The sequence below is a fragment of the Paenibacillus sp. J2L1-98 genome (genome assembly GCF_056269405.1).
This window is the reverse complement of sequence record NZ_JBWDNW010000003.1, coordinates 237,033-263,799: the sequence shown is the minus strand read 5'-3', so window position 1 is coordinate 263,799 and position 26,767 is coordinate 237,033. Positions and strand designations below refer to the sequence as shown.

The 26,767-nt window shown below is 48.2% G+C and carries 28 protein-coding genes, 1 pseudogene and 1 other annotated feature; of the genes and pseudogenes, 10 read left to right on the top strand and 19 right to left on the bottom strand.

The annotated features are described in order from the left end of the window. Positions 1-16 precede the first annotated feature (16 nt). The 12 genes from AC0YNZ_RS09500 to AC0YNZ_RS09445 all read right to left on the bottom strand — a co-directional run bounded on the left by AC0YNZ_RS09500 (position 17) and on the right by AC0YNZ_RS09445 (position 13,065). Positions 17-1,651, bottom strand: coding sequence for a putative polysaccharide biosynthesis protein (locus AC0YNZ_RS09500; RefSeq protein WP_475826371.1), 1,635 nt, complete (start codon positions 1,649-1,651; stop codon positions 17-19). A gap of 20 nt (positions 1,652-1,671) precedes the next feature. Then, positions 1,672-2,397, bottom strand: a complete 726-nt coding sequence (locus tag AC0YNZ_RS09495) for a ThuA domain-containing protein (protein WP_475826370.1) — start codon at positions 2,395-2,397, stop codon at positions 1,672-1,674. A 27-nt stretch (positions 2,398-2,424) separates the two neighbouring features. Next, positions 2,425-2,907, bottom strand: coding sequence for a DUF456 domain-containing protein (locus AC0YNZ_RS09490; protein ID WP_475826369.1), 483 nt, complete (start codon positions 2,905-2,907; stop codon positions 2,425-2,427). Positions 2,908-2,914: 7 nt separating this feature from the next. Continuing rightward, a complete protein-coding gene (locus tag AC0YNZ_RS09485) occupies positions 2,915-3,667 on the bottom strand; it encodes a Cof-type HAD-IIB family hydrolase (RefSeq protein ID WP_475826368.1) in 753 nt (250 codons plus the stop codon). Between the two features lie 181 nt (positions 3,668-3,848). Continuing rightward, positions 3,849-5,276 (bottom strand): ABC transporter substrate-binding protein, encoded by a 1,428-nt coding sequence (locus tag AC0YNZ_RS09480; RefSeq protein ID WP_475826367.1) that lies wholly within the window; start codon positions 5,274-5,276, stop codon positions 3,849-3,851. Between the two features lie 208 nt (positions 5,277-5,484). After that, positions 5,485-6,354 (bottom strand): metal ABC transporter permease, encoded by an 870-nt coding sequence (locus AC0YNZ_RS09475; RefSeq protein WP_475826366.1) that lies wholly within the window; start codon positions 6,352-6,354, stop codon positions 5,485-5,487. Next, positions 6,351-7,292, bottom strand: coding sequence for a metal ABC transporter permease (locus tag AC0YNZ_RS09470; protein WP_475826365.1), 942 nt, complete (start codon positions 7,290-7,292; stop codon positions 6,351-6,353). Before AC0YNZ_RS09470 ends, AC0YNZ_RS09475 begins: the two co-directional genes overlap by 4 nt. A 3-nt stretch (positions 7,293-7,295) precedes the next feature. Continuing rightward, positions 7,296-8,102, bottom strand: a complete 807-nt coding sequence (locus tag AC0YNZ_RS09465) for a metal ABC transporter ATP-binding protein (RefSeq protein ID WP_475826503.1) — start codon at positions 8,100-8,102, stop codon at positions 7,296-7,298. Between the two features lie 32 nt (positions 8,103-8,134). Continuing rightward, positions 8,135-9,094: a metal ABC transporter solute-binding protein, Zn/Mn family gene (locus AC0YNZ_RS09460; protein WP_475826364.1), complete on the bottom strand. Its 960-nt coding sequence runs from the start codon at positions 9,092-9,094 to the stop codon at positions 8,135-8,137. 207 nt (positions 9,095-9,301) lie between these two features. Next, a complete protein-coding gene (locus AC0YNZ_RS09455) occupies positions 9,302-11,404 on the bottom strand; it encodes a peptidoglycan D,D-transpeptidase FtsI family protein (protein WP_475826363.1) in 2,103 nt (700 codons plus the stop codon). Positions 11,405-11,452: 48 nt separating this feature from the next. Then, entirely contained in the window at positions 11,453-12,616 is a 1,164-nt protein-coding gene (locus AC0YNZ_RS09450) for a transglutaminase domain-containing protein (protein WP_475826362.1), read from the bottom strand. Then, the gene (locus AC0YNZ_RS09445; RefSeq protein WP_475826361.1) at positions 12,616-13,065 is read right to left on the bottom strand and encodes a hypothetical protein; all 450 of its coding nucleotides are present in this window, start codon (positions 13,063-13,065) and stop codon (positions 12,616-12,618) included. Before AC0YNZ_RS09445 ends, AC0YNZ_RS09450 begins: the two co-directional genes overlap by 1 nt. 162 nt (positions 13,066-13,227) lie before the next feature. Here AC0YNZ_RS09445 and AC0YNZ_RS09440 point away from each other — a divergent pair, with 162 nt between their 5' ends. The 3 genes and pseudogenes from AC0YNZ_RS09440 to AC0YNZ_RS09430 all read left to right on the top strand — a co-directional run bounded on the left by AC0YNZ_RS09440 (position 13,228) and on the right by AC0YNZ_RS09430 (position 15,164). After that, positions 13,228-14,391, top strand: coding sequence for an MFS transporter (locus AC0YNZ_RS09440; protein WP_475826360.1), 1,164 nt, complete (start codon positions 13,228-13,230; stop codon positions 14,389-14,391). Between the two features lie 187 nt (positions 14,392-14,578). Next, positions 14,579-14,650, top strand: a pseudogene (locus AC0YNZ_RS09435) (YjcZ family sporulation protein); the annotation flags it as partial. Positions 14,651-14,792: 142 nt separating this feature from the next. After that, positions 14,793-15,164 carry a toprim domain-containing protein gene (locus tag AC0YNZ_RS09430; protein ID WP_110769802.1) on the top strand — a complete coding sequence of 124 codons (372 nt, stop codon included), beginning with the start codon at positions 14,793-14,795 and terminating at the stop codon, positions 15,162-15,164. Positions 15,165-15,170: 6 nt separating this feature from the next. Here the strand turns inward: AC0YNZ_RS09430 and AC0YNZ_RS09425 are convergent, their stop codons facing one another. Together AC0YNZ_RS09425 and cyoE are read right to left on the bottom strand one after the other, a co-directional pair. Further along, positions 15,171-15,776, bottom strand: coding sequence for an SCO family protein (locus AC0YNZ_RS09425; protein ID WP_475826359.1), 606 nt, complete (start codon positions 15,774-15,776; stop codon positions 15,171-15,173). Between the two features lie 24 nt (positions 15,777-15,800). Further along, a complete protein-coding gene (gene cyoE / locus AC0YNZ_RS09420; protein WP_475826502.1) occupies positions 15,801-16,679 on the bottom strand; it encodes a heme o synthase in 879 nt (292 codons plus the stop codon). Positions 16,680-16,919: 240 nt separating this feature from the next. On the opposite strand from cyoE, the gene AC0YNZ_RS09415 reads away from it, so the two are divergent. Together AC0YNZ_RS09415 and gerQ are read left to right on the top strand one after the other, a co-directional pair. Then, positions 16,920-17,342 carry a cell wall hydrolase gene (locus AC0YNZ_RS09415; protein ID WP_475826358.1) on the top strand — a complete coding sequence of 141 codons (423 nt, stop codon included), beginning with the start codon at positions 16,920-16,922 and terminating at the stop codon, positions 17,340-17,342. Between the two features lie 37 nt (positions 17,343-17,379). Then, positions 17,380-17,979, top strand: coding sequence for a spore coat protein GerQ (gene gerQ, locus AC0YNZ_RS09410; RefSeq protein WP_475826357.1), 600 nt, complete (start codon positions 17,380-17,382; stop codon positions 17,977-17,979). Here gerQ and AC0YNZ_RS09405 read toward each other — a convergent pair. Next, the gene (locus AC0YNZ_RS09405; RefSeq protein ID WP_475826356.1) at positions 17,976-18,281 is read right to left on the bottom strand and encodes a hypothetical protein; all 306 of its coding nucleotides are present in this window, start codon (positions 18,279-18,281) and stop codon (positions 17,976-17,978) included. The two genes, gerQ and AC0YNZ_RS09405, sit on opposite strands and share 4 nt — an antisense overlap. A gap of 88 nt (positions 18,282-18,369) precedes the next feature. On the opposite strand from AC0YNZ_RS09405, the gene AC0YNZ_RS09400 reads away from it, so the two are divergent. Continuing rightward, positions 18,370-19,356, top strand: a complete 987-nt coding sequence (locus AC0YNZ_RS09400; RefSeq protein ID WP_475826355.1) for a metal-dependent hydrolase — start codon at positions 18,370-18,372, stop codon at positions 19,354-19,356. A gap of 169 nt (positions 19,357-19,525) precedes the next feature. On the opposite strand, the gene AC0YNZ_RS09395 is transcribed toward AC0YNZ_RS09400, so the two are convergent. After that, entirely contained in the window at positions 19,526-19,741 is a 216-nt protein-coding gene (locus AC0YNZ_RS09395; RefSeq protein ID WP_110769796.1) for an alpha/beta-type small acid-soluble spore protein, read from the bottom strand. A gap of 134 nt (positions 19,742-19,875) precedes the next feature. Between AC0YNZ_RS09395 and AC0YNZ_RS09390 the strand changes: the two genes are divergently transcribed. Further along, a complete protein-coding gene (locus AC0YNZ_RS09390; RefSeq protein WP_475826354.1) occupies positions 19,876-20,052 on the top strand; it encodes a DUF5325 family protein in 177 nt (58 codons plus the stop codon). Between the two features lie 34 nt (positions 20,053-20,086). Here AC0YNZ_RS09390 and trpS read toward each other — a convergent pair whose 3' ends face one another. After that, positions 20,087-21,076 (bottom strand): tryptophan--tRNA ligase, encoded by a 990-nt coding sequence (gene trpS / locus AC0YNZ_RS09385; protein ID WP_475826353.1) that lies wholly within the window; start codon positions 21,074-21,076, stop codon positions 20,087-20,089. Between the two features lie 54 nt (positions 21,077-21,130). Next, positions 21,131-21,393 (bottom strand) — a binding site (T-box leader). 118 nt (positions 21,394-21,511) lie between these two features. Here trpS and AC0YNZ_RS09380 point away from each other — a divergent pair. Continuing rightward, a complete protein-coding gene (locus AC0YNZ_RS09380; protein ID WP_475826352.1) occupies positions 21,512-22,543 on the top strand; it encodes a permease in 1,032 nt (343 codons plus the stop codon). Continuing rightward, positions 22,540-23,451: a TIGR03943 family putative permease subunit gene (locus tag AC0YNZ_RS09375; RefSeq protein WP_475826351.1), complete on the top strand. Its 912-nt coding sequence runs from the start codon at positions 22,540-22,542 to the stop codon at positions 23,449-23,451. The genes AC0YNZ_RS09380 and AC0YNZ_RS09375 overlap by 4 nt, the downstream gene beginning before the upstream one ends. Positions 23,452-23,622: 171 nt before the next feature. On the opposite strand, the gene AC0YNZ_RS09370 is transcribed toward AC0YNZ_RS09375, so the two are convergent. Beyond that, positions 23,623-24,027 carry an O-methyltransferase gene (locus tag AC0YNZ_RS09370; protein ID WP_475826350.1) on the bottom strand — a complete coding sequence of 135 codons (405 nt, stop codon included), beginning with the start codon at positions 24,025-24,027 and terminating at the stop codon, positions 23,623-23,625. A gap of 521 nt (positions 24,028-24,548) precedes the next feature. Between AC0YNZ_RS09370 and AC0YNZ_RS09365 the strand changes: the two genes are divergently transcribed. Next, positions 24,549-25,811, top strand: coding sequence for a methyl-accepting chemotaxis protein (locus tag AC0YNZ_RS09365; protein WP_475826501.1), 1,263 nt, complete (start codon positions 24,549-24,551; stop codon positions 25,809-25,811). Positions 25,812-25,886: 75 nt separating this feature from the next. Here AC0YNZ_RS09365 and AC0YNZ_RS09360 read toward each other — a convergent pair whose 3' ends face one another. Further along, positions 25,887-26,693, bottom strand: a complete 807-nt coding sequence (locus AC0YNZ_RS09360) for a (2Fe-2S)-binding protein (protein ID WP_475826349.1) — start codon at positions 26,691-26,693, stop codon at positions 25,887-25,889. Positions 26,694-26,767 lie beyond the last annotated feature (74 nt).

Genomic DNA, 26,767 nt, shown 5'->3' with positions numbered 1-26,767 from the left:
CTTTATATGCAAACGATTAAACCGCTTTTCTATAAAACGGCTTTAAAACCAGATTCAGCACCTTGCGCAGCGGTCCTGGGAACGAACGCACATCCTCAGGCGTTATGACACGAAGCGCTGCCAGTAAAAAGAGATAAAGTCCTCCTACTATGGCTGAAGTAACCGCGGCAGCCAATAAATAGGACAGCTTGTCAGCCCATGCTTCCGTCAATGCAAGCATCCCATACTCGGCGCCCCAGCCAGCCAGGGCTGGTACAGCGACCGCTGCCATATAGGCCAGCCACTTGCCGCCCAGTATATTTAGATTAACTTCTTTATTGATTGTTCTTACATTCAGCATCGTAATAACGATAAAACATAGCGATGATCCAATGATAAGTCCGTATACGCCAAGCACAGGCGCGAGCGCAAGACTGAACACAACTTTAAGGCCAAGCCCGATAAACGTATGGTACATCGGCACCTTTGGCTTGTTTAGTCCGTACAATATCGAATTCGAAATCATCATCGTAATTTGAAAAATTGCGCCAGCCGTAAGCAACGCGACGGTATCACTGCCGCTTGGACTCGTAAATAAAAGGCCTGTTACCGAATAGGAAGCAACTGTAAGCAGCAGTGCAACCGGTACGCCTGTAAAGCAAACAATTCGCATCACAAGCGAGGATTGCCGTTGTACTTCTGTCATATTCTTCAAGGAATAAGCCGAAGAAATGACCGGAATAATCGATGCTCCGAGCGCGATAGCGAGAATCGGCGGGATGCCGGCAATGCCCATCGCTTTGGTTGTGTATTCAGCCAATACTTTTGTTGCCGTTTCATGGCTGTAAAAAGCAGCTGTCAGCCTCATAAAAAACGACTGATCGAAAAAATAAACAAACTGCACCGTCATTGCCGTTACAACGGCCGCAATGGAGGTTCTGAATATTTCCCGGTAAATAGTCCTAAATGGCAGGTTTGAGCTTGCCTTAACGGCGTTTTCTCTGTCAGCTGCCAAAGCTTCTGTACGATCCTGCTTTTTCAGCTTTCGCGCAAACCACATCATGACGGAAAATGCGCCGATGCTTCCGAGTACAGAACCGAAAGCAATTGCCGCAGCGCCGTACTTATCTCCCCAGCCTAAGCCGAGCACGATAAGAGCCAGTCCGATACCGCCGATGAGGCGCAATATTTGTTCCATAATTTGCGATATGCCGCCGGCTGACATAATTTGTCTGCCTTGGAAATAACCGCGCATCATCGCGATGATCGGGAACAACAGCAGCGAGGGAGCAATAGCCTGCAGAGATAAAACAGAATCCGGCACCTTCGAAATTCGTGCATATGTTGGTGCAAGAACAAACATCGCAAAAGTCAGCAAAAGTCCAGTCACTGCTCCGAACATCAACGCCGCTTGATAGATGCGCTTGGCCTCTTCAGGTCTGCCAAGAGCATAACGCTGCGATATCATTTTGCTAATAGAAAGCGGAATACCGCCCGTTGCGATCGTAAGAAGCAGCAAATAGATGGTGTTAGCAGAGTTAACAGATGCCTGCCCTGCCGGCCCCAGCATATAATCGAGCGGAATACGCTGGAACAGCCCAAGAAAGCGAACGACCAGGGCAGCGGCTGTCAGAATAAGCGTACCTTTAATTAATGAGTCTTTTTTTAACATAATGGTATGTCCAAGTCTCCCTATCCTTTATTGCCGATTGGCTCCAGCGGCTGGTGGTTGCCGCGAACCGGCACTGCTGCGTTCGATGGCGCTGCCCAGCGGACGCCGTTCTGAATGACCTGCAGCACCTGCGGGTTATAGTAAGTCGGGTATGTCTCATGTCCCGGACGGAAATAAAATATTTTGCCTTGGCCGCGATTAAACGTGCATCCGCTGCGGAACACTTCTCCGCCTTCGAACCAGCTCACGAATATTAGCTCGTCCGGCGCCGGGATATCGAAGTGCTCTCCGTACATTTCCTCATGCTCCAGCGTAATGTATTCCGGCAAGCCCGCCGCAATCGGATGCGCCGGGTTAACGACCCACAGCCGTTCCTTCTCGCCTGCTTCGCGCCACTTCAAATCGCAGCCCGTACCCATCAGCTTTTTGAAAATTTTTGAGAAATGACCGGAATGAAGAACGATCAGGCCCATGCCCTCCATTACGCGCTGGTGCACGCGTTCAACGATGGCATCATCCACCCGGTCATGCCCCATATGCCCCCACCAAATCAGAACGTCCGTATTCGCAAGACGATCGGCCGTAAGTCCATGCTCCGGCTCCTCAAGCGTCGCCGTTGCGGCTTCGATATCACCGCCGGCAATTCCTTTCGCTAAAGCTTGATGGATGCCGTCCGGATATACGTTCTTGACTTCCTCATGGATTTTCTCATGTAAAAACTCATTCCATACCGTCACTTTAATCACTGGTTTTCCACCTCTCCATTTCGATATTTAGAATACAAGCCATAACACAAACAATACAATCATCGCCAGCTGCAAAATAAATTTCACAACAACGCTGGTGAAAAGCCCTACGACCGATCCAAGACCGACCTTCAGAGACTTCTCAAAGCTCGTACCAATAATCATCTCACCGATCACAGCTCCGGCAAAGGGGCCAATAATAAGACCAAGCGCAGGTATGACGAAGGGACCAAATATGAGTCCTATCGTACTGCCGATAATCGAGGCTCGCGAACCGCCGAATCGCTTGACGCCCCAAGCGCTGACGGCATAATCGGCAATAAACAGCACGATAACGATAAGGGTCTGGATCAGCCAAAACAAAACGCCAAACTCGCTAAATGAGAAAAATAATCCATAAACAAAAAATGCTCCATAAATGGCGAGCGCTCCGGGCAGGATCGGGTAAACAGCCCCGGCCATCCCCACAACGAATAACAAAATAACTAATATCCAGCCTAAAATGTCCATACGTTCCTCATCCTTTCAAAACGTATCGTTTGATTACCTCTGCAACTCCATGCTCATTATTCGTAGAAGTGATGAAATCCGCAGCTTCCTTAACCGTTTCCTGCGCATTGCCCATGGCCACTCCTAGACCTGCTTCTCGTATGGCAGCAATATCGTTCAGGCTGTCGCCTACTGCAATGACTTGCGACATGTCTATATTTAGCAGTCCGCACAGCTCTTGTAACGCGCTTGCCTTCGACACGCCAAGCGGATTAAGCTCCAAATTCCACGGCGATGAATTCGTAATTTCAAGCGCTCCCCAGCTTTGCACTTCCGCGAGCAGCTTCTCTCTAATACTGTCATCCTCCGTGTAATAGCCAAATTTCAGCCAATGATGCGCATCATAATCGTCAGCCGGGTTAATCCACTTTTCCTTATTGAAAATATCAGAGGCCGTATAAGCCCAGAACCACGGCTCGCCGTGTTCGAGAGCGAGCTCATGCAGCCTTTGCACGTAAACAGGGCTTAGATGTGTGCGCTTATGCAGCACATGCGGGCGATGCCATATTTCGCTGCCGTTTACCGTTATCATAGGCGTCTCCAGCTTCAGCTGCTCCGCGAAGGGCAGAGCGCTGCGAAAGCCCCGTCCGGTGGAGAAACTGACTATGATGCCTGCATCCAGCGCTTTTTGAATCCACTCGGCATTTTCCGCACTAATTTCACTTTGCTCATTCAGCAGCGTCCCGTCCATGTCGAGCGCAACCAGTTTATAATCTCCCATAATTGTGCCTCCTCGTAATGCCGTCTCTTTGTGACCTAACTAGTAAATTATTTTAGCACATTTACGACAGATTCCAAACGATAGACGCTTTACAAACTTAAACGGCCTGCACATTTCTTAAATTAAAAAAGAGCAGCCCCCGCCTAAACGCGAAAGCATGCTCCCCGGCCTATACATTTGATTACTGTGCCGTAGTCGTATTCACCTCGGCGGCAGGCGCCTCTTCCGGTGCTCCCGGATCCTCCTTGAGGAGCATCTCTTGTCCTTGTACCTGTAAAATTTCAAGTGCCTCATTAAGCGCCTGCTTGTCCTCCTGCACCTTCTGAAGCTCCTGCTGGGCAGCGGCTCTAAATTGATCCCAGAAGTTCCGAGGCAGCTTCTCAAAATCTTTATAGCTATTAAATGTGCTTGGCTTCAAATTATAAAATGCCGCATAATTGTGTCCTTCCACATCCGTTATGTATTTGGTGCGAACCGACATGCCGTTATAATTAAACGACTTCGACTTCACTCTCGCGAACTCATCGCTAGTGATATACCGCAGAAATTCCCACGCTATTTCCTTGTTAGGAGAATCAGCACTAATGGCAAACAAATTATGGAATGCCATCATATTCGTTTGATCCGGATTTTGCTGTCCGACCGGCACCGTAACGAGATCCCAGTTTTTCACAATCTTATCCTTAACCTGTACGTTGCTGCTCGCTTGTTTAAACTGGTTAATATAATTGCTGTCTCCGATTGCCATCGCCAGACGGCCGGATATGAAAGGATCCCTTAACAAATAATTCTCATACGATTGCGCCATATCTGATTCTTGATTATTCATGTTTTCGAAATAGAGCGCGTCCGATCCAATCGCATCAAGCGCAGTCTGAAAAATATTTTTCCAAGAATCTGTATTGATCGTCATCTGCTTTTGCGAAGCATTCACATAGTTGATGCCTTCGGAAGAAGCAAGCATGTTCGCCACTTCGAACAGATCCTCGCTATAGCCCATTTTCAAACCATATATCCGGTCCTTGGCGTCTCCATCAGTCGGAAAGCGGCGGGCCATCTGTAGAACCTCATTCCAGCTCATCCGGTCGGTCGGATATTCGATTTGGTATTTATCGAATAAGTCCTTGTTGTAGAATAGAACCTGGCTGTAAAAATTCGGGGTCAAAGCGAACAGCTTGCCGCCGCCCTGCTCTCTCAAATAATCAAGCATGCCGGGAATAAGCCCCTCGGAGTCATACTTTTCCTTCTCCATAACGGCATCGAGATCATAAAGCTTGCCGTCCTGTGCCATCTTTTTGTATTGCTCTGTGCTTAGCAAAACGATATCGGGCTTCTTTTCTTCAACAAACTTATACATTTCAGCGTCATAGTCCTTGGATTCCCCTGTATACATGACTTGATTGGACACGATTTCAATTTCAACATTTGGATATAAGGCCGAGAACACCATGCCATATTCTTGGAAGAAAGAACCCTCATCATAATACATGACTTTCAGCGTCGATTTCTTGTCTTTATCCAGTCCTTTGTTCGTTCCTCCAAAGCTGCAGCCCGACAAAATAATTGCGATAATTACAAACGGTAAGACGAATTTTGACCATGCTTTCATCTGTAACTTCCTCTCTCCTTTATACTCCTCCTAATAAGTTCCAAATATTGTACGATTATAACTGGATAAAAGTTGCAGTTTTAGATCTTAATTTGAAATATGTGAACAAATTAGCAGGCAACAGAAATAGGACGGAGCAGATGTCGCGCCTGCTCCGTCCTATTTTCCGTTGACTGCCTAGTAAGCTTATTTCCTATACAAAATATGGTTATGCGAGCTTTCTTATCCGAAGCTTTTTGATAATAATGCCGTTCGACGGCGAGAATAAAAAAGCGATAACGAATAATAACGACGCTGCACAAACCATGCAGCCTGCAATTGAAGCATCAAGCATGACGGCTGCTCCGTAACCGATAAATGTGCTCGCTATACCGACTGCAACACTCAGAGCGATCATAAGGCCAAGCCTGTCAGTCAGTAAATAAGCGGTGGATGCCGGAATAATCAGCAGGCCTACGACTAGAATAGCTCCCACACTCTCAAAGGAACTGACTGTAGCCATAGAGACGAGGCCCATCAGTAAGTAATGAAAGAGCGCTACAGGAATGCCGATTGCTGCCGCAAGCGCCGGATCAAACGCGCATAGCTTGAATTGCTTGTAAAACAAGCTGATCACTGCCGTAATAATGAACAGCGTGACGCCAAGCAGCCATACCGCCTTCGGTCCCAGATTTATTCCGCCCAGCTCGAATATATTCCAATGCACATATGCAATTTCACCATACAAAATCGCATCCTGATCCAAATGCACCTGACGCGCATATAAGCTAACGAGTACGACCCCGATCGCGAACAAAGCGGTGAATACAACTCCGATTGAAGCATCCGATTGGATGCCGCTTTGCTGAAACATTTGAATCAGGAACGTCGTCAGCAAGCCGAATACTAGTGCCGCGAACATCATAAGCAGTGAATCGCGCGAGCCGCTGAGCAGAAACGCAATGACGATTCCCGGCATAACGGAATGGCTGATCGCATCGCCTATCATCGCCATTTTGCGAAGCACCAGAAATACGCCGAGAACGCCGCAGCAGCTTGCTACGAGCGCTCCCGTAAGCAAAATCCAAAAGTCGCTCATATAGCCGCCTCCTTCTTCGCGGTGCCCTCAATGAGATGCTCGTTGTCCCTGTTAAAGCGCTGCTTCACTCTCTGACGCAGCAGCCGCTTTGCAACCAAGCCGCGCTGCGGACCGAATAAGACTGAAATACAGAAGAGCAGCGTTGCAGCCAGTACCGTTACCGGGCCCGTTGGCAAATTGGACACGTATGCGCTTATCCAAGTACCTGCCGCACCGCTAAATCCGCCGAACAAGCCTGACAATACAACCATTAATCCAAGCCTGTCCGTCCAATACCTGGCCGATACGGCTGGCGTAATAAGCAGCGCCGCAACCAGCACGACACCAACCGCTTGTATGCCGGCTACGACAGCCACGACGATCAGCAGCATAAGCAATTGCTCGAGAAAAGCTACCGGATAACCGATGCCTCTTGCAAAGCCGGGATCAAAGGAAATGATCTTGAATTGTTTAAACAGCAAGGTGCATACCGATATAAGCGATACGCAGACGATCGTCATCGTAATGACATCCGAAGCGATCATCGAAGCCGCCTGCCCGAACAAAAACTTATCCAAGCCCGCCTGATTGCCGTAGTCGCCATGCTGAATTAATGTAAGGAGCACAATTCCGAGTCCAAAAAATCCCGACAGCACAATGCCCATAGCCGCATCTTGTTTCAGCTTAGAGTTTCGAGTAATATATCCAATGCCGAATGTAGCGATAATGCCTGCCGCACCCGCACCAAGTAGAAATAGTCCGATTGATTTGACTCCCGTAAGCATAAAAGCGATACATATTCCCGGCAGTGCCGCATGAGCCAAAGTATCGCCCATCAAACTTTGTTTCCTCAAATAAGAGAAGCATCCAATAACGCCGCTGCTTAAACCAAGCAGCGTACAGCCGAGAAAAATCCACTGCATGTTCGGATCAGCCAGCATTGACCATACCGTTTCCATCAATCACTCACCCTTTCCGCCAACAATGGACGGAGGCGTATGGCTGCGATCAAGGAATGCGAGTCTGCCGCCGTAAGTACGCTGCAGCTGCTCCTGCGTAAAGGTTTGTGCCGTAGGTCCAAACGCCTGCAGCTCTACATTAAGCAGCAGGACCGAATCGAAATAATCCTGTACCGTCGCCAGATCATGATGGACGACAATTACCGTTTTCCCCTGCAGCTTCAGTTCCTGCAGCAGCGTAATAATCGCCTTCTCCGTCGCGGCGTCAACGCCTGCGAACGGCTCATCCATAAAGTACAGCTTAGCGTCCTGCGCCAGCGCGCGGGCTAGAAACACGCGCTGCTGCTGTCCGCCCGACAGTTGGCTTATTTGCCTGCCCGCGAAATCGGCCATCCCGACCTTGTTCAGGCATTCCAGCGCCAACGCCTTGTCCTTGGCGCTTGGACGGCGGAACCAGCCCAAATGACCATATCGTCCCATGAGTACAACATCAAGGGCATTCGTCGGAAAATCCCAATCGACCGATTCGCGCTGCGGTACGTAGCCGATCATTTTGCGCTGCTGCTTATACGGCTTCCCGTACACCAGCACTTCTCCGCCAATGCTCGGTATAAGTCCAAGCGCCGCCTTCATCATCGTCGATTTCCCGGCGCCATTCGGGCCGATCACGCCGACCAGCTCCCCTTCGGTTACTTCAAAGGATACGTTTCTCAGCACGGGCTTCTTCTGATACGCCACGCTTAATCCCTTAATGGCAAGCGGGGCTGCCGACTTCGCATTCTGCTTCGCTGCTGTATAAGTTTGGCTCATGTTCATCACTCGCTTTCCCTACTTCTTCTGTCCTATTTCAAAGCTGCTACAATCGTATCAACGTTATGCTTCACCATACCGATATAAGTTCCTTCTACCGTTCCCGCATCTCCCATCGCATCGGAGTAAAGCTCTCCTCCGATTTTCACTTCATGGCCCAATTGACGTGCGCCTTCAATGACCGACTCAATTGATTTTTTCGGAACGCTGGATTCGATAAAGACCGCTTTAATTTTTTTCTCAACTAAGTAATCGCGAAGCTTGCTGACATCCTTCGAGCCGTACTCGGACATCGTATTCATTCCTTGCAAACCCGTGACAGTTAGCCCGTATGCTTCGCCAAAATATCCAAAAGCATCATGCGCGGTTACAAGAATACGGCTTGCCTCAGGGATTAGAGCAATTTGCTCCTTGGCGTAAGCATCAAGCTTCTCGAGCTCTTTCACATACGCTGCCGCATGCTCTTTGTAATAATCAGCGTGCGAGGGATCTTTCTCGACCAATGTATCGCGAATGACTTCCGTTGCGGAAATCCAGAGCTTCACATTAAACCAAATATGCGGGTCATGCATACCAGCCCCTTGCCCGGGAGCGGCATGCAGCTGCTCTTCCGTCAAATACTCGGATACAGCAACTGTTGGCTTACGCTGCTCCAGCTCCTCGAACATCTCAGCCATCTTGCCCTCTAAGTGTAAGCCGTTATAAAAAATAATGTCCGCACCGTCCAGCTTCTTCACATCGCCTTGCGATGCCTTGTAAAGATGGGGATCGATTCCCGCTCCCATCAAGCCGCTTACCTCGACATACTCACCGCCTACCTGCTGCGCAACGTCCGTGATCATCCCGGTCGTCGCGGTAATGATCAGCTTGTCGTTCCCGCCAGTCGCAGCTTGCTGCCCGCAGGCGGACGTCACGATCGCCGCCACCGCCAAAAAAACAATCGTCATCATGAATCTTTGAAGAGCCGAATTCATCCTGTACGCTTTACTCATAAATAAAATCCTCCTGTATGCTTATCATATTTTTTATATGTTCCATAATTTGCGCTTATGAATCATAGTTTGCCTAAAGCCATTTTTTTAATAATACACAAAAATGTTTCCTTAATGCAACATTTATTTTAAAGTATCTTACTTTATGCAAAAAAAAAAGGCATGCCGGAGCATGCGCTCCAACCTGCCTTTTGCATTTAAGACTGCTTATTCATTCGTGCCGGACACAGCTCCGGCGGTATTCGCTCCAATTACAGCGGTCTCTGCCGTTCCTGCCGCACCGTCAGCATCCGTCGTCGTGACCGGCTTCTTCTTAGGCACACCGGTCAAACCGACTTCCTCATCGTAAGCATCGAAAATTTGCCGAGCGATAGGCGATGCGCCATAACCCCCGAAGCCGCCATCCGGTACAATAACCGCTACAGCAAGCTTAGGATTTTCTGCAGGCGCATAAGCGATAAAGACCGCATTTTCCGCCCGGCGGGATGCTACGTCCTGCTCGGACGTTCCCGTTTTACGTCTATAGCTGTACTCAAAGCCTTCGAAGCCTTGGGAGCTAACCTTCGACATACCGTCTTCAATCTCTTTCCAATAAGCTGCCGGAATGTCTACCGTATTCAATATCTCAGGCTTGAAGCTCTGAACCAGCTTGCCGTCGGAGTCTTTAATCTCGTTGACGAATTGAGGCTTCAACCGCTTGCCCCGATTTGCCAGCATAGTCGCGTACTGGGCAAGCTGCAGAGTCGTATAACGGCCCTGCTGTCCAAAGGAGGCAAAGATAAGGGCAGACTGGGCACTGCCTCGCTCAGCCTCACTAAAATACTCGATGACGCCCTTCGATTCATTTGGCAGGCCGCTTTCGGTCAGCACGCCAAGACCGAATTGTTTCATATAATCATCCCAAATCTCGACGCTGCTCTTGCCGTTCGTTTCGCCCCGCATGTAGAGCTTATTGCCGACCATTGCAGCCATGAAAGGGTTGGAGGAATGCTCGATCGCGCCCGCTCCGTCAATGTTCCCGTACACGTGATTTAGAGAATTTCGGATAAAACGCTGATAGCCTTTTTTACCGAAAGCAAATACCCCAGTATCCGGATAAATGGTCGACGGTGTAAACAACCCTTCATTTAACCCGATAAGAACAGATAACGGCTTCATCGTAGATCCCGGCGGCACGATGGAGGAAGGGTGCTTGTCGCGCTCTGCTTTCGTTTCATACTTGCCGTAAACGCTGCGAATTGTTCCGTTCTCCAGTACATTCGAGAAGTTCTCGTAATCCTCAGCGCTAATGCGGCCGCCTGCCCAAATATTCGGGTCGTAATCAGGCATGCTCGCCATGGCCACCACTTTACCGGTATCGACCTCCATCGCAACGGCAAAGCCCGTTTTGGCGTATTCCGCCCGCTCGTACCGATTGGATGAGGTTGATATTTTTTTCAATTGATTCATAATAGCTTCTTCTGTTTTCAGCTGTACGTTTTTGTTAATAGTCAGATAAATATCTGAACCTTTTTCGGGATTCGTAATTTGCATCGGCCCGATAATACGCTCTGCATTGTTAACGGGATACGTCTTCAAGCCGTTCTTTCCACGAAGAACATCCTGGTACATATACTCCAGACCGTCCATGCCGACATCTTCTTCCTCCAAATACTGAAGAGTCGGCTCCTCTTCAACGCTTTTTTCCTTATAGAAATCTACCGTTTCCCGAACACCCTTATACTTTTTCAAATAGCCCACCAGTTGAACGGAAATGGAATCGGCGTCATAGTTCCGAACGCTTTCCTCCATAATGTCGATGCCTTTGAACGACGTGCGGTTTTCCATAAAATAAGCGATTTCCCTATTCGTCAACCCGGATTTGATGCGCCTTGGAGTTGAAATCGTATTCCGCCTGAAATCAAGGTCCATTTGCCGGATAATATCATCCACAGTCATTGCCTTGGCAGGATCCCCGTACTTCGTGAACACCTCTAGCAATTTTGCAGCCATTTCTTTCGCATTCTCTTTCGCATCTTCCAGCTTAAGCTCCGGTTGAATGCTGAAATACAACGATTGGGTCGATGTGGAATACGCGATCGGATAGCCCGTGGAATCGTAAATATTGCCCCTTATTGGCGGAATCTTGACGCTTCGCGTGCTTTTGCCGATGCCTTCCGCGCTAAGTGTCGGTCCCTCTACGAACTGCAAAATGGCTAACCGAACGATCAACACGCTAAACAATGCGAACGTAATAAAGAAAAATAAGTTCAATCGAAACGAAAAATGACGCCGGTTAATAATCTCCCTCTTTTGCGGATCGTCTTGCACGTTGAATCACCTCATATCCTTTAAATAAATCTGCCCCTTGAATGATGACTACGCTTCGCGTATATGTGTGTCGTCGAACGCCGGCGGGTTAAACCAGTCCCCGGCGCTTGCCCATGTGGCATCCAGCGGAATCCAGCCGGCATCCCCCTCGCCGATTCGCACTTCATTCCAAGCATGCGGCCCGAAGCCTCCGCGTCCGTCCGCACCCATTCCGGTCACGACGCGCACCTCAAGACCTGCCGATCTGGCCATTACGGCATATAAACGAGCTATATCTATACATACGCCTTTCCGCGTATCAAATGTCTCGGGCGGAGTTTGTTCCTTCCAAATGCCCTTCTCTTCATAATTGCGGGCTTTGTCGTAATCGTATGCTATTCTTGAGCCAAGCCAATCATACAGCTTGCGCGCCTTCTCCTCATCCGTTTGCGCATTCTTCGTCACATAAAGGGCAGCCTGCTCAATCTCTGCAGGAATGGCGTAATCGATAATTTCATATTTGCGTTGTAAAATTTGCTGGAACTGCGCTTCAACCGCTTTGGTCAGCACAGGTCCTTGCCCGGCGAGAACGTTTCCCGCCACCGGACTCAGCCACGAGGCAGCTTTCGTGTAAACCTTTGAATCTGCTATTTTGTCGGCATACCAGCCATTAGGCATGAGGGACACATAGACGAATAATATGGCAACGAAAATAAAAGAACGCCCTGCGCCGTGCACAGCCCCGATTAAAGCTCCAACCGCACGGCTAGCGCTTCTCTTGCCCCGCAAGCCGGCAGCAGGCTCTTCCCTGCCGCTGCGCAGTATGCCTTCCAGCGCACGCTCAATCAATGGCTCTACAAAAGCCGCTAATGCGCGCAGCAGCAAATAGCCGAGCAGAAACAAGACGCCATAGCGCAGCAAAGCGAAATCCCGCAGGCTCGTAAGCAGCGTAAACCAGGCTTGCTCGATGCCGCTAAGCTCACGCTGCGGAATCGTCACTTGGCTTACAAGCCACTTCGCTGCGACCGGCGATAATCTATTCGTAAGCTGCCCTGCCAGCACCAGACAAACGACAATGACAGCACCCTCCCATACAAAAAAGAAAAGACGCCTCGCGGACCCCGACGCGCCTCTCCTCACCCCTTGTACAAGAGAGCCAAGCAGCAACAGAAGCACAATAATGGCAACAGGCTCCGGCTCTCTAAACAGTTGAACCCAGCTCGTCATAAGCATTACCCGTTCTGCTTCGCTTGGTCTATGAAGGCTTGAATCGTGCTGTCGAGCTCCCACTTGCCAAGCTCCGTCCCGCGGAATGAAATCGCAACCTCGTTTGCGCCAGGCGCTCCTGTAAGCTCTACATTTTTGGTTTTTACCGTAAAGGTTCCGTCTGCGTTCGTTACAAAGGTAGCGTCTTTCGCCTCGCCTACCATCGCGTTAACGGCTTCCTGCTTCACTGTATCTGCAACCTTCGAGCCAATCACCTTCAGATCGTCCATGCTGTAGCCGCTGTACACAACAATACCAAGTACGATTGCCGCCACGATAGCCCATTTCAAGACGGTCTTCACGATACGGACAATAATAAAAAGTACGATAAGCGCAATGACAAGCACCAGCCAATGTTCTTTGAAGAAAGCTGTCCAAGTATCCAAATCATAGGTTGAAAAATTCAAAAAATCCAAGAATGATCCCCTCCATTATACCTCGTGCAAAATGCTATTACAAAATATTATAACCTACGGAATATAGGGCGTAAACGCTCGCTCCCTTTTCAACCAGACATATCCTGTCCTATATAAACGTACAAGTATATAAGAATGTTATTGGCAAGGAGGAGCAGCCCTTTGAAAACCGCTGTCTGGCTTTATTTATTTTTGTTCGTCGCTTTTTTCGATTTGCACGCGCAGTACCCGATTTTAACGCCCTTCGCAATCTCTTTAGGCGCGGCGCCTTCCTTTATCGGACTCATGATGGGCATGTACTCCATTACGCATTTGCCCGGCAATCTTATTGCGGGCTTCGGCGTCGACCGTTATGGCAGCAGATTGTTTATCGTGTTCAGTCTCATGGCAGCAGGCGTCGTGCTCCTGTTCCAATCACAAGTGACGAATCCTTGGCAATTGCTCCTGCTGCGCTCTATCAGCGGATTTGTGCTGGCGTTTCTCTCGCCGGCCTGCCTATCCTTGCTTGCCAAAATTACGAGCGACAGAACGGAGCAAGGAAAGCTTATGGCAGGCAACGGTCTCGTTCACACGCTTGCATCCGTCGTATCGCCTGCGGCGGGAGCCTATCTCGTTGCCAAAATCGGATTTACGACCGCTTTTACGCTGCTTGGCTGGGTTCTTATCGTTACGTCTGTCTGTGCCCTCTTCTTCATTAGGGACATTCGCGAGAAAGCCACGCAATCGCCGGATGCCGTCCTTCCAGGGAAAAAGAAAACAGAGCAGCCAACTGTGCAGCCCGTGTCCGTTCCCTGGCTCGTCTATCTGCTGCCGGTTGCGCTCAGCTGCGCGCAGGGGATCTTATCGTTCGAGCTGCCGCTGCTGGCCAAGTCGCAGGAAGCGATGATGACGACCGGCCTTTTGTTCTCCGTAGTCAGCATCGGCGCGCTCGTCACGCTGAGCATGCTTTTCTTAAACCGGGTATCTGCATACCAGCGTACGCTGTGGGGATCGCTTTTCCTTGCGATTGTATACTTCTGCATCGCCTCGGATATCCCCGCGCCGCTCGCGGCCATGCTGCTGTTAGTCGGGATGGCCAAAGGGGTTATTTTACCTGCGCTGTCCACAATGCTAATTGAGCTTAGCGGCGGAGCCCGCTATGGGCGCACGTTTTCCGTCTTATCGATCGCTTTCTCGATTGGAGCCTTTATCGGCCCTTTGGCTGCCGGGCAAGTGCGCGATTACATTTCGCCTTACTACATCGCCTTTATCGGATTAATGATCGCCGTAGCTTTGCTGCCGCTTCATTTCTCAAGGTCGCTTTCCTCCCGCACCCATTTTTCGTAAGAATAGGTATTTACACAGGGCTGATCACTCGCCCGTACATAAAATACGATATGACAGATGACCATCCGAATCAGCTAACCCTGGCTGACGGTTATCAGGGCTCTTATTTATAGGAAACGGGGTGACTCCATAAATGTCCGGAAAAGTAGAAACTGCAAACAAAAATAAAGATTGCAGAAACAACGTTTTCACGAGCACCGGCACCATCCTCGTACTGTTTATATTGCTCGTGATCGTAGCGTGTACCTGCCTATATTAGAATGGATAAACGGCCTGCTCCGAGCAGGCCGTTTGTAACATGCCGCCATTCAAACTTGCTATCGGTAAAATCGAAAATTGGTGGTAAACTATACGTATACCGCATGCTTGTATTTTCATTTTACAAATCCGAGGTGACTTCAATGGACATTGCTATTATCGTAGAAGGAAAAAATGATAAATCAAGGTTAAAGCGCGTCCTCCATGAAGATGTCCCGATATACTGCACCTTCGGCACGCCAGGCTCCGAACAGCTGGACAAGCTTCGCAAGCAGGTAGGCGAGAATCAAGCTTACATATTTACCGACAACGACTCCTCCGGCAAACGGATCCGGTTTCTGCTGCGCGACGTATTTCCGGATGCCGAGCATATTTACACCCGGAGAGGCTACTCTGGCGTCGAGCATACGCCTGAGGAATATTTAATCGAGCAATTAGAAAAAGCGGGCCTCGATGCGCATATCCTGTACCCTGCGCAGAGTCCCGCTTCCATTTGGAGCAAAGATGAATTTTAAAGCCTTTTAAAGCACCTTGTTCAATTCATCGACAATTTTGTCAGCCGTCAAATCTTCAGAGCTGCCGTTAATCCATTTCCGGATTTGCCCGTCTTTATCGACAATCGTAATGGCATTCGTATGCATATAAGAGCCGTCCTCATTTTTGACCACGCCTACACCGAAATCTTTGGCAAGCTGAAGTGTCTTCTCTTCATCGCCGCGCAGGAAGCGCCAGCCGTTCAGATCAGCGAAATGACGCTTGGCGAAATCACGAATGACTTCCGGCGTATCGCGTTCCGGATCAAACGTAATCGAGATGAGCTCCGCATTGGTGCCGAGCTTGCCTTCCGCCTCAAGCTGATCCTGTACCTGCGACAGCAAAAAGGTTGTCGGCGGGCATACATCCGGACAATTCGCGAAATAGAAATACACGATGCGGGCCTTTCCGTTCGTCGATTCGAGCGATACCTTCTGCCCGTCAAGATCCGTTAACTCGAAGGCTGGAGCAGCCTTCTCAATCGGAAGCGTCTGCTTCGGCTGCATGCCGTATGTTACAAATAAATAAATACCCATAGCCGCACAAAGCGCCAGCACTGCTATTTTGAAGCTATGCTTCTTCACAAAATCCACGCAAGTCACTCCTTAAAGCATTCGTTATGATCCTGTCGTATTCAGAATCATAACTAAGAATACAACCATTAAGTAATTAACCGAGATAAGAAAGTTTGTTTTTGCCCACTTTTCCGTATCCTTGGCGCCTGTTCCGCGTAATGTATGGACAAGCCATACAACGCCGCCCAGAACGGAAAAAATCAAAAAATAAATGCCAACATACCCATACGTGTAGAACAAAATTCCCGTCGGCAGCAGAAGCAGGATGTAAGGAATCATTTGCAGCTTTGTCCGTTTGATCCCCTTCACGACCGGCAGCAATGGAAAGCCTGCCGCGCGATACTCCTCAACTCTGCGAATCGCAAGCGACCAGAAATGGGCAGGCTGCCATAGGAACAGCAGGGCGAACAAGATCCAAGCTCCTGCGTCAACCTCAGTCGTTACCGCGCAATATCCGATAACCGGCGGCATTGCCCCTGAGATTCCGCCTACCGATGTGCTCCATGTGGATGTCCGCTTTAGCCACATCGTATAAATCACGATGTATACGAACCATCCAAGCAAACCTAGCCAACCCGATATAGGATTTACTAGCGCAAATAAGATAAAAAGCCCGGCGATTCCTAAAATAATTCCGTAAATAAGTACTGTTCCTGGCTGCATGCGACCGGTTGGCAGCGCGCGGTCCTTCGTGCGCTCCATCTTCAAATCTAATTCCCGGTCCCAATAATTATTAATGACGGTGGCCGACGCTATCGTCAGGGTTGAACCGATAAGCGTCCATATGAGCAATGAAACGTTAATGTCCCATTTGGAAGCAACCAAGAAACCACCAAGCGCAGCAAACACATTAAGCCGAAGTAGCCGCGGTTTTGTCAATGCAATTAAGTCTTTCAGCACGAAGCGAGCCTCCCGAGTTATGCGACAAGACGCCGTGGGCGTCTATCATCCATTGATGAATCGTTTTTAATCATACCGAAAAAAGGATGCGATGACAACGTTCGACGGTTTTGTTCATCATTTTGCCACGCAAATTGTGACAAATCATTTAGTAACCAATTTGCTGGGCGCCGAGTACAATGACTATGTAGTTTGATGCCTATATCGATCCGCGCATCAAACAGCCCTAAAGTATGCGAAGGGAAGTGAAGCGTCAAGTCTATGGCAGTCATTAAAACTAACGCCGAAGATACAAAAATGTTGGCCCGGCTCATGCGCGCAGAAGCCGAAGGCGAGGGTGAGCTCGGAATGCTTATGGTAGGCAACGTGGGCGTAAACCGGGTCCGCGGCAACTGCCTGGATTTCAAAAACATTCGCTCCATTCCGCAGATGGTCTACCAAAAGCCAGGCGGCTTCGAAGCAGCGACCAAAGGTTACTTTTATCAAAGCGCACGTGAAAAAGATATTCGATTGGCGACGCGGATGATCAACGGGGAGCGTCAGCATCCGGCTTCCAACGCGCTTTGGTTTTTCCGTCCGGCAGGAAGCTGCCCAGGTACATGGTGGAACCAAACGAACAGCGGAAGATTTAAGGCGCATTGCTTCTACATTCCAAAGCAAGGCGACTGCCCAACTGTCTATTAATTACTATCTCTAATGTGTGAAAGTGAGGAAATTCAACATGTCTAACGGTTATGGCTTCAAAACTCAGGTAAGCCCGGCAAATGTAGGGCCTTATCACGGCTACGGAGGCTACGGTAATTATCCGTATCCGATGGGCGGACAGCAGCCGACTACGCTCCCGGCTATGCAAGCTCAGCCGACTACTTTCCCTGCCGGTATGCAAGCTCAGCCGACTACTTTCCCTGCCGGCATGCAAGTGCAATCTGCTCAAATGCAACAATTGCCGCCAGCTGTGCCAAGCGGGTCTTTCGTTACCCCTGCAGGCGGCAACATCGTTACCCTTCCAGCTGTGGAGGAATCCTATGTTGAGAATATTTTGCGTTTGAACCGCGGTAAAATGGCTACCTTCTACATGACTTACGAAAATAACCGCGAGTGGAACGCCAAAATTTTCAAAGGAATCATCGAGGCTGCCGGACGCGATCATATCGTTATCAGCGATCCGACAACCGGTATGCGTTACTTACTTTTAACGCTTAATCTCGACTACGTAACATTCGATGAGCCTATCGCTTACGAATATCCGTTCCAAGGCGGCGTTGTAAGCTCTACAACTCCAATGGGAATGGCAACGATAGGCACCGTACCTTCCCGTTAATCGTTTTTGGTCCCGCCGTTCAGATGCGCCGGTTTGAACGTCCAGACATGCATTTTCGCAGGTCCGCCAACTATCCACTCCGATACTCGGAACCAAGGGGAACGCTCATTGCAGCGTTCTTTCTTTATTTGCTCCGCCTGCTCGCAGGTCGGCGCATTCCAAACTTCCACAAACAGGCTGGGCTGATCTGTTCCTTCATATAATTGCACTTCGCTGCCTTCCGCAAGCAGCCCGTCCGTATAAGAAAGGTATTGCTCCCGATATTCAGGTGAAATCCGGTATTCCGCAAAACAAATGTACATTTGCCTTCAGTCTCCTTTTGCATACATTGATAAAGTTCCCCCACTCCGTCGATACTACACCTAATCATATGATTTAGGAGGACTCGACATGGACACAGGCACACATCTTGTCATGGGGATTGGGCTTGCAGGTCTTGCAGCAATCGATCCCGTAGTTGCAGCAGATCCAGCGATTCAAACCGCCGTCCTGCTCGGCACCGTAGCCGGGTCGGAAGCGCCCGATTTGGACGGACTTCTTCGTTTAAAGGGAAATGCCGTTTATATTCGCAACCATCGCGGCATTTCTCATTCTTTGCCCGCTATCGCCATTTGGACGGTGCTCATTACCTGTATTCTCCAACTATTTTACCGCGGCAGCCTGCCGTGGCTGCATATCGGGGGATGGGTGCTGCTCGCCGTCTGCGTTCATGTATTTACCGATTTATTCAATACCTATGGCACACAGGCGATGCGGCCCTTTACGGAAAAGTGGATATCATGGAATATTATCCATATATTCGATCCGATCATTTTCACGATGCATGTCATTGCTATTTTACTGTGGGCAGGCGGCTTCGTAAATCCTGCATTATTATTCCCGGTTATGTACCTGTTTCTAGTCATTTACTTTGTATGGCGAACTTTGACAGCCAGAAGCACCCTTCAAAAAATGAAGACGCTCGATAGCGAGTATCACGAGGGCGATATCTACATTGCCATCCCGACCATCTCTTTATCGATATGGAACGTAGTCAAGCAGGTGAAAAATGGCGGTTTCGTAATCGGCAATCTGCGCAATAACCATTTGCAATGGCTTGATCGCGTGCAGTGCTCCGATCATCCGGCTGTCGCAAAATCAAAGAATGATCCGGCTATTCGCTCTTTTTTATATTTCACGAGCTTCGCCTGCGCAGATGTCCGTGAGCATCATTGGGGATACGAGGTAAGATGGTGCGACGTTCGGTATCGCCATCGCAAGCAATATCCATTCGTCGGCGTTCTGCTTATGAATAAAAATTATGAAACGGTAGGCTCCTATGTAGGCTGGCTCAGCGATGAGCGCTTAATGAAAAGATTGCGTATGGATACTTATTAATATTGACGCCGGAAAGCCCTGTACCGCACAATAAAAGGGGCTTTCTTTTTTTTGCGTAAAAAAGAAAGCCGTCCAGTTTATAACCCTTATGCTAAAATAGAGCTTGCAACAGCAAAAGAAGCCCAAGGAAAACCTCGGGCTTCCATTCATCAATGTGTATTAGAAACGATTAACGGGAGCCGCCAGAAAGCTGTTGTTCAGCAATTTGGACTAGCTTTTTTGTAATGTAACCGCCAAGGGAGCCTGCATCACGTGTCGAAACATTACCGTAATAGCCATCTTGAGGAATTTGCACGCCTAGCTCTTGTGCTGCCTCAAGTTTCATTTGATTCAAAGCTTGACTCGCTTGCGGAACAACCAGTTGACCACTTCTGTTTCCTGCCATAATGTATTACTCTCCTTTCGACCTCTGCACTTTGATGTGTGTTGCAAGCTTGCAAGCTTATTATGTGCACCATTTAGGAATCTATGCTTCGTTCAATAAAAAATATTGACTTTTTGTGAAGGAGAAATAATACCATGTCTAAACCGCTTTCGTTATTCTTTTCTGTGCTTGCTATTGTATTTATGAGCGCCATGTCTGTCGCCATTAGTTATAGCGGATGGCTCGTATTATTGTTCGGCTTATTGAGTCTCTTCACCATCGGAGCAGGCTTTATCGTGAAGGCCCGCTTACGGAGAAAAAAACAAGGCTGACGCGAGGCGTCAGCCTTGCAGCTGTCTTAACCGTTTAGCCGCGAGGCGGAAGAAAGCCCATACGCTCTTTCACGTCAGCAAGGGTACGGTCTGCAATAACAGAAGCCCGCTCAGCCCCTTGTTTTAAAATGTGATGAATTTCGCCCGAGCTGCGGATTTCGTTATATCTCGCTTGCAGCGGTTCAATGACCGAAACGACGTGCTCCGCAAGCTCCTTCTTGAAGGGCCCGTAGCCTTGACCCTCATAACGGGCCTCGATCTCTTCGATACTCATATTCGCGCAGTGAGAATAGATACTCATCAGATTGCTGATTTCTGGCTTGTCGGCCGGATCATATTTAACTTCGCGGCCGGAATCGGTCGTCGCACGGCTAATTTTTTTGCGGATGACATCCGGCGAATCAAGCAATGCAATAAAGCTGCCGGTATTCGGATTGCTTTTGCTCATTTTTTTGCTTGCGTCATCCAGCGACATAATTCTGGCGCCTACTTTCGGGATATAAGGCTCCGGGATCGTAAAATATTTTCCGAACCTTGTATTGAAACGATGCGCCAAATCACGCGTTAGCTCCAGATGCTGCTTCTGATCATCGCCAACCGGCACGAGATCAGCGTTGTACACCAGGATATCGGCAGCCATGAGTGTCGGATATACGAATAAGCCTGCGCCAACCGAATCTTTGCCCGCCGATTTATCTTTAAACTGCGTCATTCTTTCCAGCTCGCCCATGTTGGCGAGCGTCGTAAACAACCATCCCAGCTCAGCATGCGCACGCACATGGGATTGGACGAATACATTCGCTTTAAGCGGATCGATTCCTGCCGCTATAAACAAAGCGGCTACCGCCTCCGTTTGCTCTCTGAGCGCCGCAGGATCCTGCGGAACCGAGATGGCATGTAAGTCGACAACCATAAAAAAACATTCCTCTGTATGCTGCAGCTTTACGAAATTTTGCATGGCGCCGATGTAATTTCCAAGTGTAAGCTGGCCGCTTGGCTGAATGCCGGAAAGCACCTTCTTCATTCCACTTCTACCTCATTTCATTCGAGTATAAAAAAACGCAAAAAATCCCCCGCCGCAAGGGACGAGGGACCGTGGTGCCACCCTAATTCGCTTATGGTACGCTTCTTTTATAATAACTAAGCGCATAAAGATCCCATAAGCCTTGTTGCTCCATAACGGGGAGCTTCCGTACAAACATCTTCGGCAGCTGCTGCTGCCAGTTTCCGTTCATAGGCTCCGGGGCCCATTCAGCATCGATGCTTGCACCGGTTCGCAGCAACCACCGGCTCTCTGTACGCAATTCAATCGAGCTTACTTATTCCCATCATTGCATTTAAAACGATTATACATGTGTGGACGGCAAAGTCAAGCGCAAGAAAGTTGTCCTATTGTAAGAAGTTTAAGCATAAGCTATACTGTTAATCGTAATCTTTACAAAAAGAAAGGATTTTCACTATGCTGAAATTCATTTTCCGCTTTGGCACTCCTCTGCTCGGAGTCGGCTGCCTCATCATGCTCGCACTCATCGTAACGAATCGAGAACTGCCCGTACATATTTTTAACGCAGCCAATCTGCAATCCTTCAAAATTTTGTTTATAAGCATTATATTAGAAGCTTTTCCGTTTATTCTGCTTGGCGTATTGTTCTCTGCTTTGCTGCAAGTATTCGTCACCGATGAGCTCATTCGTAAATTCACGCCTAAAAACCCGATTGGCGGAGTCCTTTTTGGCGCATTGCTTGGCCTGTTGTTCCCGTTATGCGAATGTGGAATGATTCCGGTCGTACGACGTTTAATCCGTAAAGGCATGCCTGCCTATATCGGAATCGTCTACCTTTTGGCGGGTCCTATCGTGAACCCGATCGTTTATGCGTCAACGTTCACCGCCTTTCGCACAACTCCTCAAATGGCCTATTCTCGAATGGGACTAGCCTTTGCCGTATCGGTAGTCGTCGGCTTGCTGCTATACAAATTTATGCGAAGCAATCCGCTCAAGGCGACGCCAGCGTTGAATATCGTGCATCACGGCCATACCCATACCCATAACCATAACCATGATCACAGCGTAAACGGCAATGGATTCCGGGGCAGAATCGCCTCGATCTTATCACATGCTTCCGACGAGTTTTTTGAAATGGGAAAATATTTAATTTTCGGCGCTTTTTTAACCGCTATTATTCAGACGGTTATTGACCGCAGCACACTTGCCGCGTTTGCCGATCAGCCATTTTTCTCCTACTTATTTATGATGGCTTTTGCCTTTATATTGTCGATTTGCTCTACGTCGGATGCGTTCATCGCTTCATCATTCAACGGCATGTTCGATTTCGGACCGCTGCTTGCCTTTCTTGTATTCGGGCCAATGATCGATCTGAAAAATACGCTGATGCTGCTCACGACATTCCGCGTTAAGTTTGTGTTTATCCTTATCGCTTTAACCGCTTCACTCACCTTCATCGGAGCTTGGATAACGGAGGTACTGCGATGACACATCACCTGATACGAGCCGCCATATTGACTGGCTTTGCCATGCTTATCGTCTATCTGGACCGAACTGGCGAAATGATTCTGTATATCGCTCCGAGAATGGAGCTGTATGTGAAGCTATCCGCGATCGGACTCTATGCCGCTGCCATTTATCAAGTATATGCAGCGCTTCAGAAGCGAATGGGCAACCAAGCACCGGGCTGCGATTGCGAGCATGAGCCTCCTCCGTCCATTGTCAAAAATACGATTATTTACGGGTTGTTCGTATTCCCCTTGCTGCTTGGCTTTCTTGTTCCTACCGGAACGCTTGGCAGCGCGCTTGCAGCCAAAAAAGGGGTAAGCCTCTCAGGCAGCGCCGGTGTTGAACGGATGGTATCCCAAAACCCGCCAGCGCCGGACGTCACGAATGCTGCATCAACCCCGCCCCCTTCAGAACAAGGGAAGCAGGCTGCAGGCAGCGCAATCGATTCCTTATTTCCGTTCGATGAATATACGGAAGCGCATGCCGCATACGGAAAGAAGCTTTATACGCAGCCGCTCATCTCCGTACCTGAGAAGCAATTCATTGAGACTTTAACGACGCTTGATCTTTACCGGGAAGCCTTCATCGGCAAGGAAGTTGAAATTACGGGCTTTGTTTACCGTGAGGAGGACATGGGCAAGGAACGCTTTGCCGTCAGCCGATTTGCCATGAACTGTTGTTCTGCTGACGCATTGCCCTATGGGCTAATGATTACTTGGCCTAAAGCTATGAATTACGCGGACGATGAATGGGTATCCGTGAAGGGAACACTGACTACCTCAACTTATTTGGAGAACGAAATCCTTACTTTGGAGGCCGTCAAGCTGGAGCGAATTAAAGCGCCAGAAACACCGTATGTGTATCCCGATCTCGATTTTGGACTATAAGAATAGCGGCCGGCCGTATTCACCAGCTTGCAGCAATCGATCGAAAACAAGGAATGGCGGTACAGGACTAACCCCCTGCACCGCCATTCCTCATCTTTTAGCCTCATTGTTGATCTAAGAAGCTAGTCCCTCAATCGAGCTTACCACTTTTGAGAAAGCTTCTATTGATTATTATTGTGAATCCCATAAATCATTTTTTTTAGGATAATAGCGTGAATTCCAGTTGGCCATATTGTAGTTAGATTCAAATAGAATACTTGCTGACCATGAGTTTGCACTTGGACGAACAGTAAAATCGTACAAAATTTCGCCATGCGTCCATTCCCTTCTGTACTTGAGCGATTCGATCGCCATTTTTTTGAATGCCTGCACCTGCGCTGCGGACAGCCCTTTATCCCCGCTCTCAAACTGCCCATTTTTGCTCTCGATCGGATGATGCCTAACGCCGAATTTCCCCACCGCATTGTTCCGGATATGAATCAATACCGTACCTGCTGTTGCATTAGTGAGCTCACCCTCGAGCTGGCGAAACACAAAATCTACTTGACGGGCGAGTGAAACCGAATCCGTTTGCATACAAATTATCCTCCTTTATGATTTATTAGGTATGAGTTTCCATCTAGGTCTCACCGCATATTATATAGATCATTTCTATCATTTTCAATACATTATTCTACATATTTTTTCATTTTTCTATTGAATTCGTGTATATAAATTTATTTAATTCCTTTTTTATGCATATTTAAATAAGACTAATGATTACTGTTTAAAAATCAATTAAACCTTTCGAACTATAATCTGCTTGAGCAGTATTGAATCGTATCATTTACACCTTCGATATTGGTCCTTTCTGCACATGCTTCAGGTAATTTGAATCACCCCGCACTTTATGGAAGTAAGTCCATAAAACAGATTCCAATTACCGATAATGGTATCATTTTCTAATTATTGTTACACCGAAAACATATTTAGTATTTTCCGAAAAGCCGCTTGCGGTCATATTTCTATTTATTTTTTTGTGAATCGACAATTATAGACCAATTTCGAGACGAGTGCTATAATATGGATATTCTATTAAAAGGAGCGCTTACATAATGATCCAATGGTACTATTCGCTTTCTGTGCGCAACAAACTGCTAATGACGTTCTATCTTAATTTAGCGGTGTTTGCCCTCATTATGCTTTTCATTTTATCGGTATCAGGCGGCTCACTCATTGCCGGCATTATCGTTATAATCATTATGGCAATCGCGACATTCCCGCTTATTTCCTTCATTGAGAAATCGATCAACAATTCCTTCGATGAAATTAAGGGAACTGCACTGCGTATTTCCAAAGGCGACTTCACTCAAAAAATCGACACCCATTCCTCATCCGCATTAGGCGAGCTTGGACATTCCTTTAACAGCATGATCGATAAGCTTCGCGACATCCTTACGGAAACGACTAACATCATCCGTCACGTGTCCGATACGAGTCACAGCATATTCGATAAAAATAATAATATACAAATCGCGATGCAGCAGGTTGCCGCTTCCGCCAACGAGCTTGCAACCGGGGCAAACGAAATTTCCGAAGATGTATCGGAGATGAGCGAATCCATTACCGAGATCGAAGAGAAGGTTTCCGACTATGCTTCGTCCACGAAAGAGATGAATACACGCTCCGAGATGACGCTGCAGCTTGTCGACAAAGGTATGAAAGCTCTTGATGTACAAGCGGATGGCATGCGCCGCAACGTTGAGGCGACCGAGAAGGTATCCGCCACGATTGAGGAGCTTGCAAGGAAAGCGCAAGGCATTAGCGCCATCACGACAACGATTTCCGATTTGGCTGAACAAACCAATCTATTGTCCTTGAATGCCTCGATCGAGGCTGCCAGAGCAGGCGAGCACGGAAGAGGTTTCGCCGTTGTTGCTTCTGAGGTTCGCAAGCTAGCCGAAGAATCCAGCGCTTCAACAAAACAAGTGTTCAACCTGGTAAAGAGCATTGATGAAGGTATCAAGCATACGATAAGCAATATGAAAACGAACGAAGAGGTCGTCAAGCTTCAAGCCGAGCATATTAAGGAATCTGAGCTGGTATTCTCGGAAATCGTCCAGAGCGTTCAATTTATAACCGAGAAAATTTTCATTTTCTCCCAAGAAAGCGATGCCATGCTTGAGAGCGCCCGTAAAATATCCGGGGCTATTCAGAACATTTCCGCGATCACGCAGCAATCTGCCGCCGGCACCGAGCAGGTGTCGGCTTCCATGAACGAGCAAATCGCATCCGTACAGGCGGTCGTTGAGGAAACCGAACGGATGCGCACGATGGCCGCTCAACTGCTCAGGACGATAAATGTATTCAAAATGAAATAATTAAAAAAAAAGAAAAGACCATGATCTTCCGCGTGCTATGCGGGAAGATCATGGTCTTTTTTTCAATCGCGCTTATTATGCCTGCTTCTCTGATCGATACGCTTCGCGCCTCTCCGCACGCTCAGCTTCTTTTAGCTTTGGACATGTATAGCAATAATAACCGCCTTCCACAAGATAATACAAACAGCATGCAGATTTCATCCGAACCTGTTTGTCCGGATTATCCATCGATTCTATCAAGCGGAATTTTACGTCCAGCGGATTTTTATTTCTGCCGAAGACAGCACCGTCAAGCGATTTCACCAACCCATAGTTGCGAACAGTCTGCTGCTTCACTTGCTCGCTTTCTTCAGCATGCATTAGCCGCTCATAGCCATACTCGAGTGCCGTTGGGAGCTGACTCCAAAGCATACCGACCAGCAGTGATCCGACTTTCGCGATCGTTTCAAAAACCGGACGAACCGTATGCTCGAAATAACCGCTTAGCGTTTCTTTCGTCCACGCAAGATTGTCCGACTTCTCAGTTGGTTCCAAAAAATCAAAATTATGAATGAGAAAGGAGAAAGCATAATATTCACTTTCGTTATAAACAGCTTTATAGATCTGAACTGTCAGATTGCTCAGCGACAAATCAGGAGCTTTATTCCATGCAGACAGCATATAAATTAAGCCGAGCATCGGTCCTCTAAACCAACCCGCCATATATACCTCCCCTACGGAAGGGTCCATCCCTTTAACCATCGGGGTGTAAAGTTCTAACAGCTGCCTGACTTTGCTCTCATCCAATAAATCTGTTGCGGGACAGCTGAATACGAGATTTTCCCGCTTTGTTACCGATAAACTATAGCTGCTCTCCAGCAGCATAGTCATTTCTTCATTCATTGCCGCTCTCACCCTCTCTTGCCATCCCATGTACAATAATTCTCAATTAGTATTATTATACAGCGACTGACAAT

What these genes read in the sequence shown, in the direction of transcription:
- AC0YNZ_RS09500 (WP_475826371.1), bottom strand. Translation starts at nt 1,651, where the DNA reads ATGTTAAAAAAAGACTCATTAATTAAAGGTACGCTTATTCTGACAGCC.
- AC0YNZ_RS09490 (WP_475826369.1), bottom strand. Translation starts at nt 2,907, where the DNA reads ATGGACATTTTAGGCTGGATATTAGTTATTTTGTTATTCGTTGTGGGG.
- AC0YNZ_RS09485 (WP_475826368.1), bottom strand. Translation starts at nt 3,667, where the DNA reads ATGGGAGATTATAAACTGGTTGCGCTCGACATGGACGGGACGCTGCTG.
- AC0YNZ_RS09480 (WP_475826367.1), bottom strand. Translation starts at nt 5,276, where the DNA reads ATGAAAGCATGGTCAAAATTCGTCTTACCGTTTGTAATTATCGCAATT.
- AC0YNZ_RS09475 (WP_475826366.1), bottom strand. Translation starts at nt 6,354, where the DNA reads ATGAGCGACTTTTGGATTTTGCTTACGGGAGCGCTCGTAGCAAGCTGC.
- AC0YNZ_RS09470 (WP_475826365.1), bottom strand. Translation starts at nt 7,292, where the DNA reads ATGGAAACGGTATGGTCAATGCTGGCTGATCCGAACATGCAGTGGATT.
- AC0YNZ_RS09465 (WP_475826503.1), bottom strand. Translation starts at nt 8,102, where the DNA reads ATGAGCCAAACTTATACAGCAGCGAAGCAGAATGCGAAGTCGGCAGCC.
- AC0YNZ_RS09460 (WP_475826364.1), bottom strand. Translation starts at nt 9,094, where the DNA reads ATGAGTAAAGCGTACAGGATGAATTCGGCTCTTCAAAGATTCATGATG.
- AC0YNZ_RS09450 (WP_475826362.1), bottom strand. Translation starts at nt 12,616, where the DNA reads ATGCTTATGACGAGCTGGGTTCAACTGTTTAGAGAGCCGGAGCCTGTT.
- AC0YNZ_RS09430 (WP_110769802.1), top strand. Translation starts at nt 14,793, where the DNA reads ATGGACATTGCTATTATCGTAGAAGGAAAAAATGATAAATCAAGGTTA.
- AC0YNZ_RS09415 (WP_475826358.1), top strand. Translation starts at nt 16,920, where the DNA reads ATGGCAGTCATTAAAACTAACGCCGAAGATACAAAAATGTTGGCCCGG.
- gerQ (WP_475826357.1), top strand. Translation starts at nt 17,380, where the DNA reads ATGTCTAACGGTTATGGCTTCAAAACTCAGGTAAGCCCGGCAAATGTA.
- AC0YNZ_RS09405 (WP_475826356.1), bottom strand. Translation starts at nt 18,281, where the DNA reads ATGTACATTTGTTTTGCGGAATACCGGATTTCACCTGAATATCGGGAG.
- AC0YNZ_RS09400 (WP_475826355.1), top strand. Translation starts at nt 18,370, where the DNA reads ATGGACACAGGCACACATCTTGTCATGGGGATTGGGCTTGCAGGTCTT.
- AC0YNZ_RS09395 (WP_110769796.1), bottom strand. Translation starts at nt 19,741, where the DNA reads ATGGCAGGAAACAGAAGTGGTCAACTGGTTGTTCCGCAAGCGAGTCAA.
- AC0YNZ_RS09390 (WP_475826354.1), top strand. Translation starts at nt 19,876, where the DNA reads ATGTCTAAACCGCTTTCGTTATTCTTTTCTGTGCTTGCTATTGTATTT.
- trpS (WP_475826353.1), bottom strand. Translation starts at nt 21,076, where the DNA reads ATGAAGAAGGTGCTTTCCGGCATTCAGCCAAGCGGCCAGCTTACACTT.
- AC0YNZ_RS09380 (WP_475826352.1), top strand. Translation starts at nt 21,512, where the DNA reads ATGCTGAAATTCATTTTCCGCTTTGGCACTCCTCTGCTCGGAGTCGGC.
- AC0YNZ_RS09375 (WP_475826351.1), top strand. Translation starts at nt 22,540, where the DNA reads ATGACACATCACCTGATACGAGCCGCCATATTGACTGGCTTTGCCATG.
- AC0YNZ_RS09370 (WP_475826350.1), bottom strand. Translation starts at nt 24,027, where the DNA reads ATGCAAACGGATTCGGTTTCACTCGCCCGTCAAGTAGATTTTGTGTTT.
- AC0YNZ_RS09360 (WP_475826349.1), bottom strand. Translation starts at nt 26,693, where the DNA reads ATGAATGAAGAAATGACTATGCTGCTGGAGAGCAGCTATAGTTTATCG.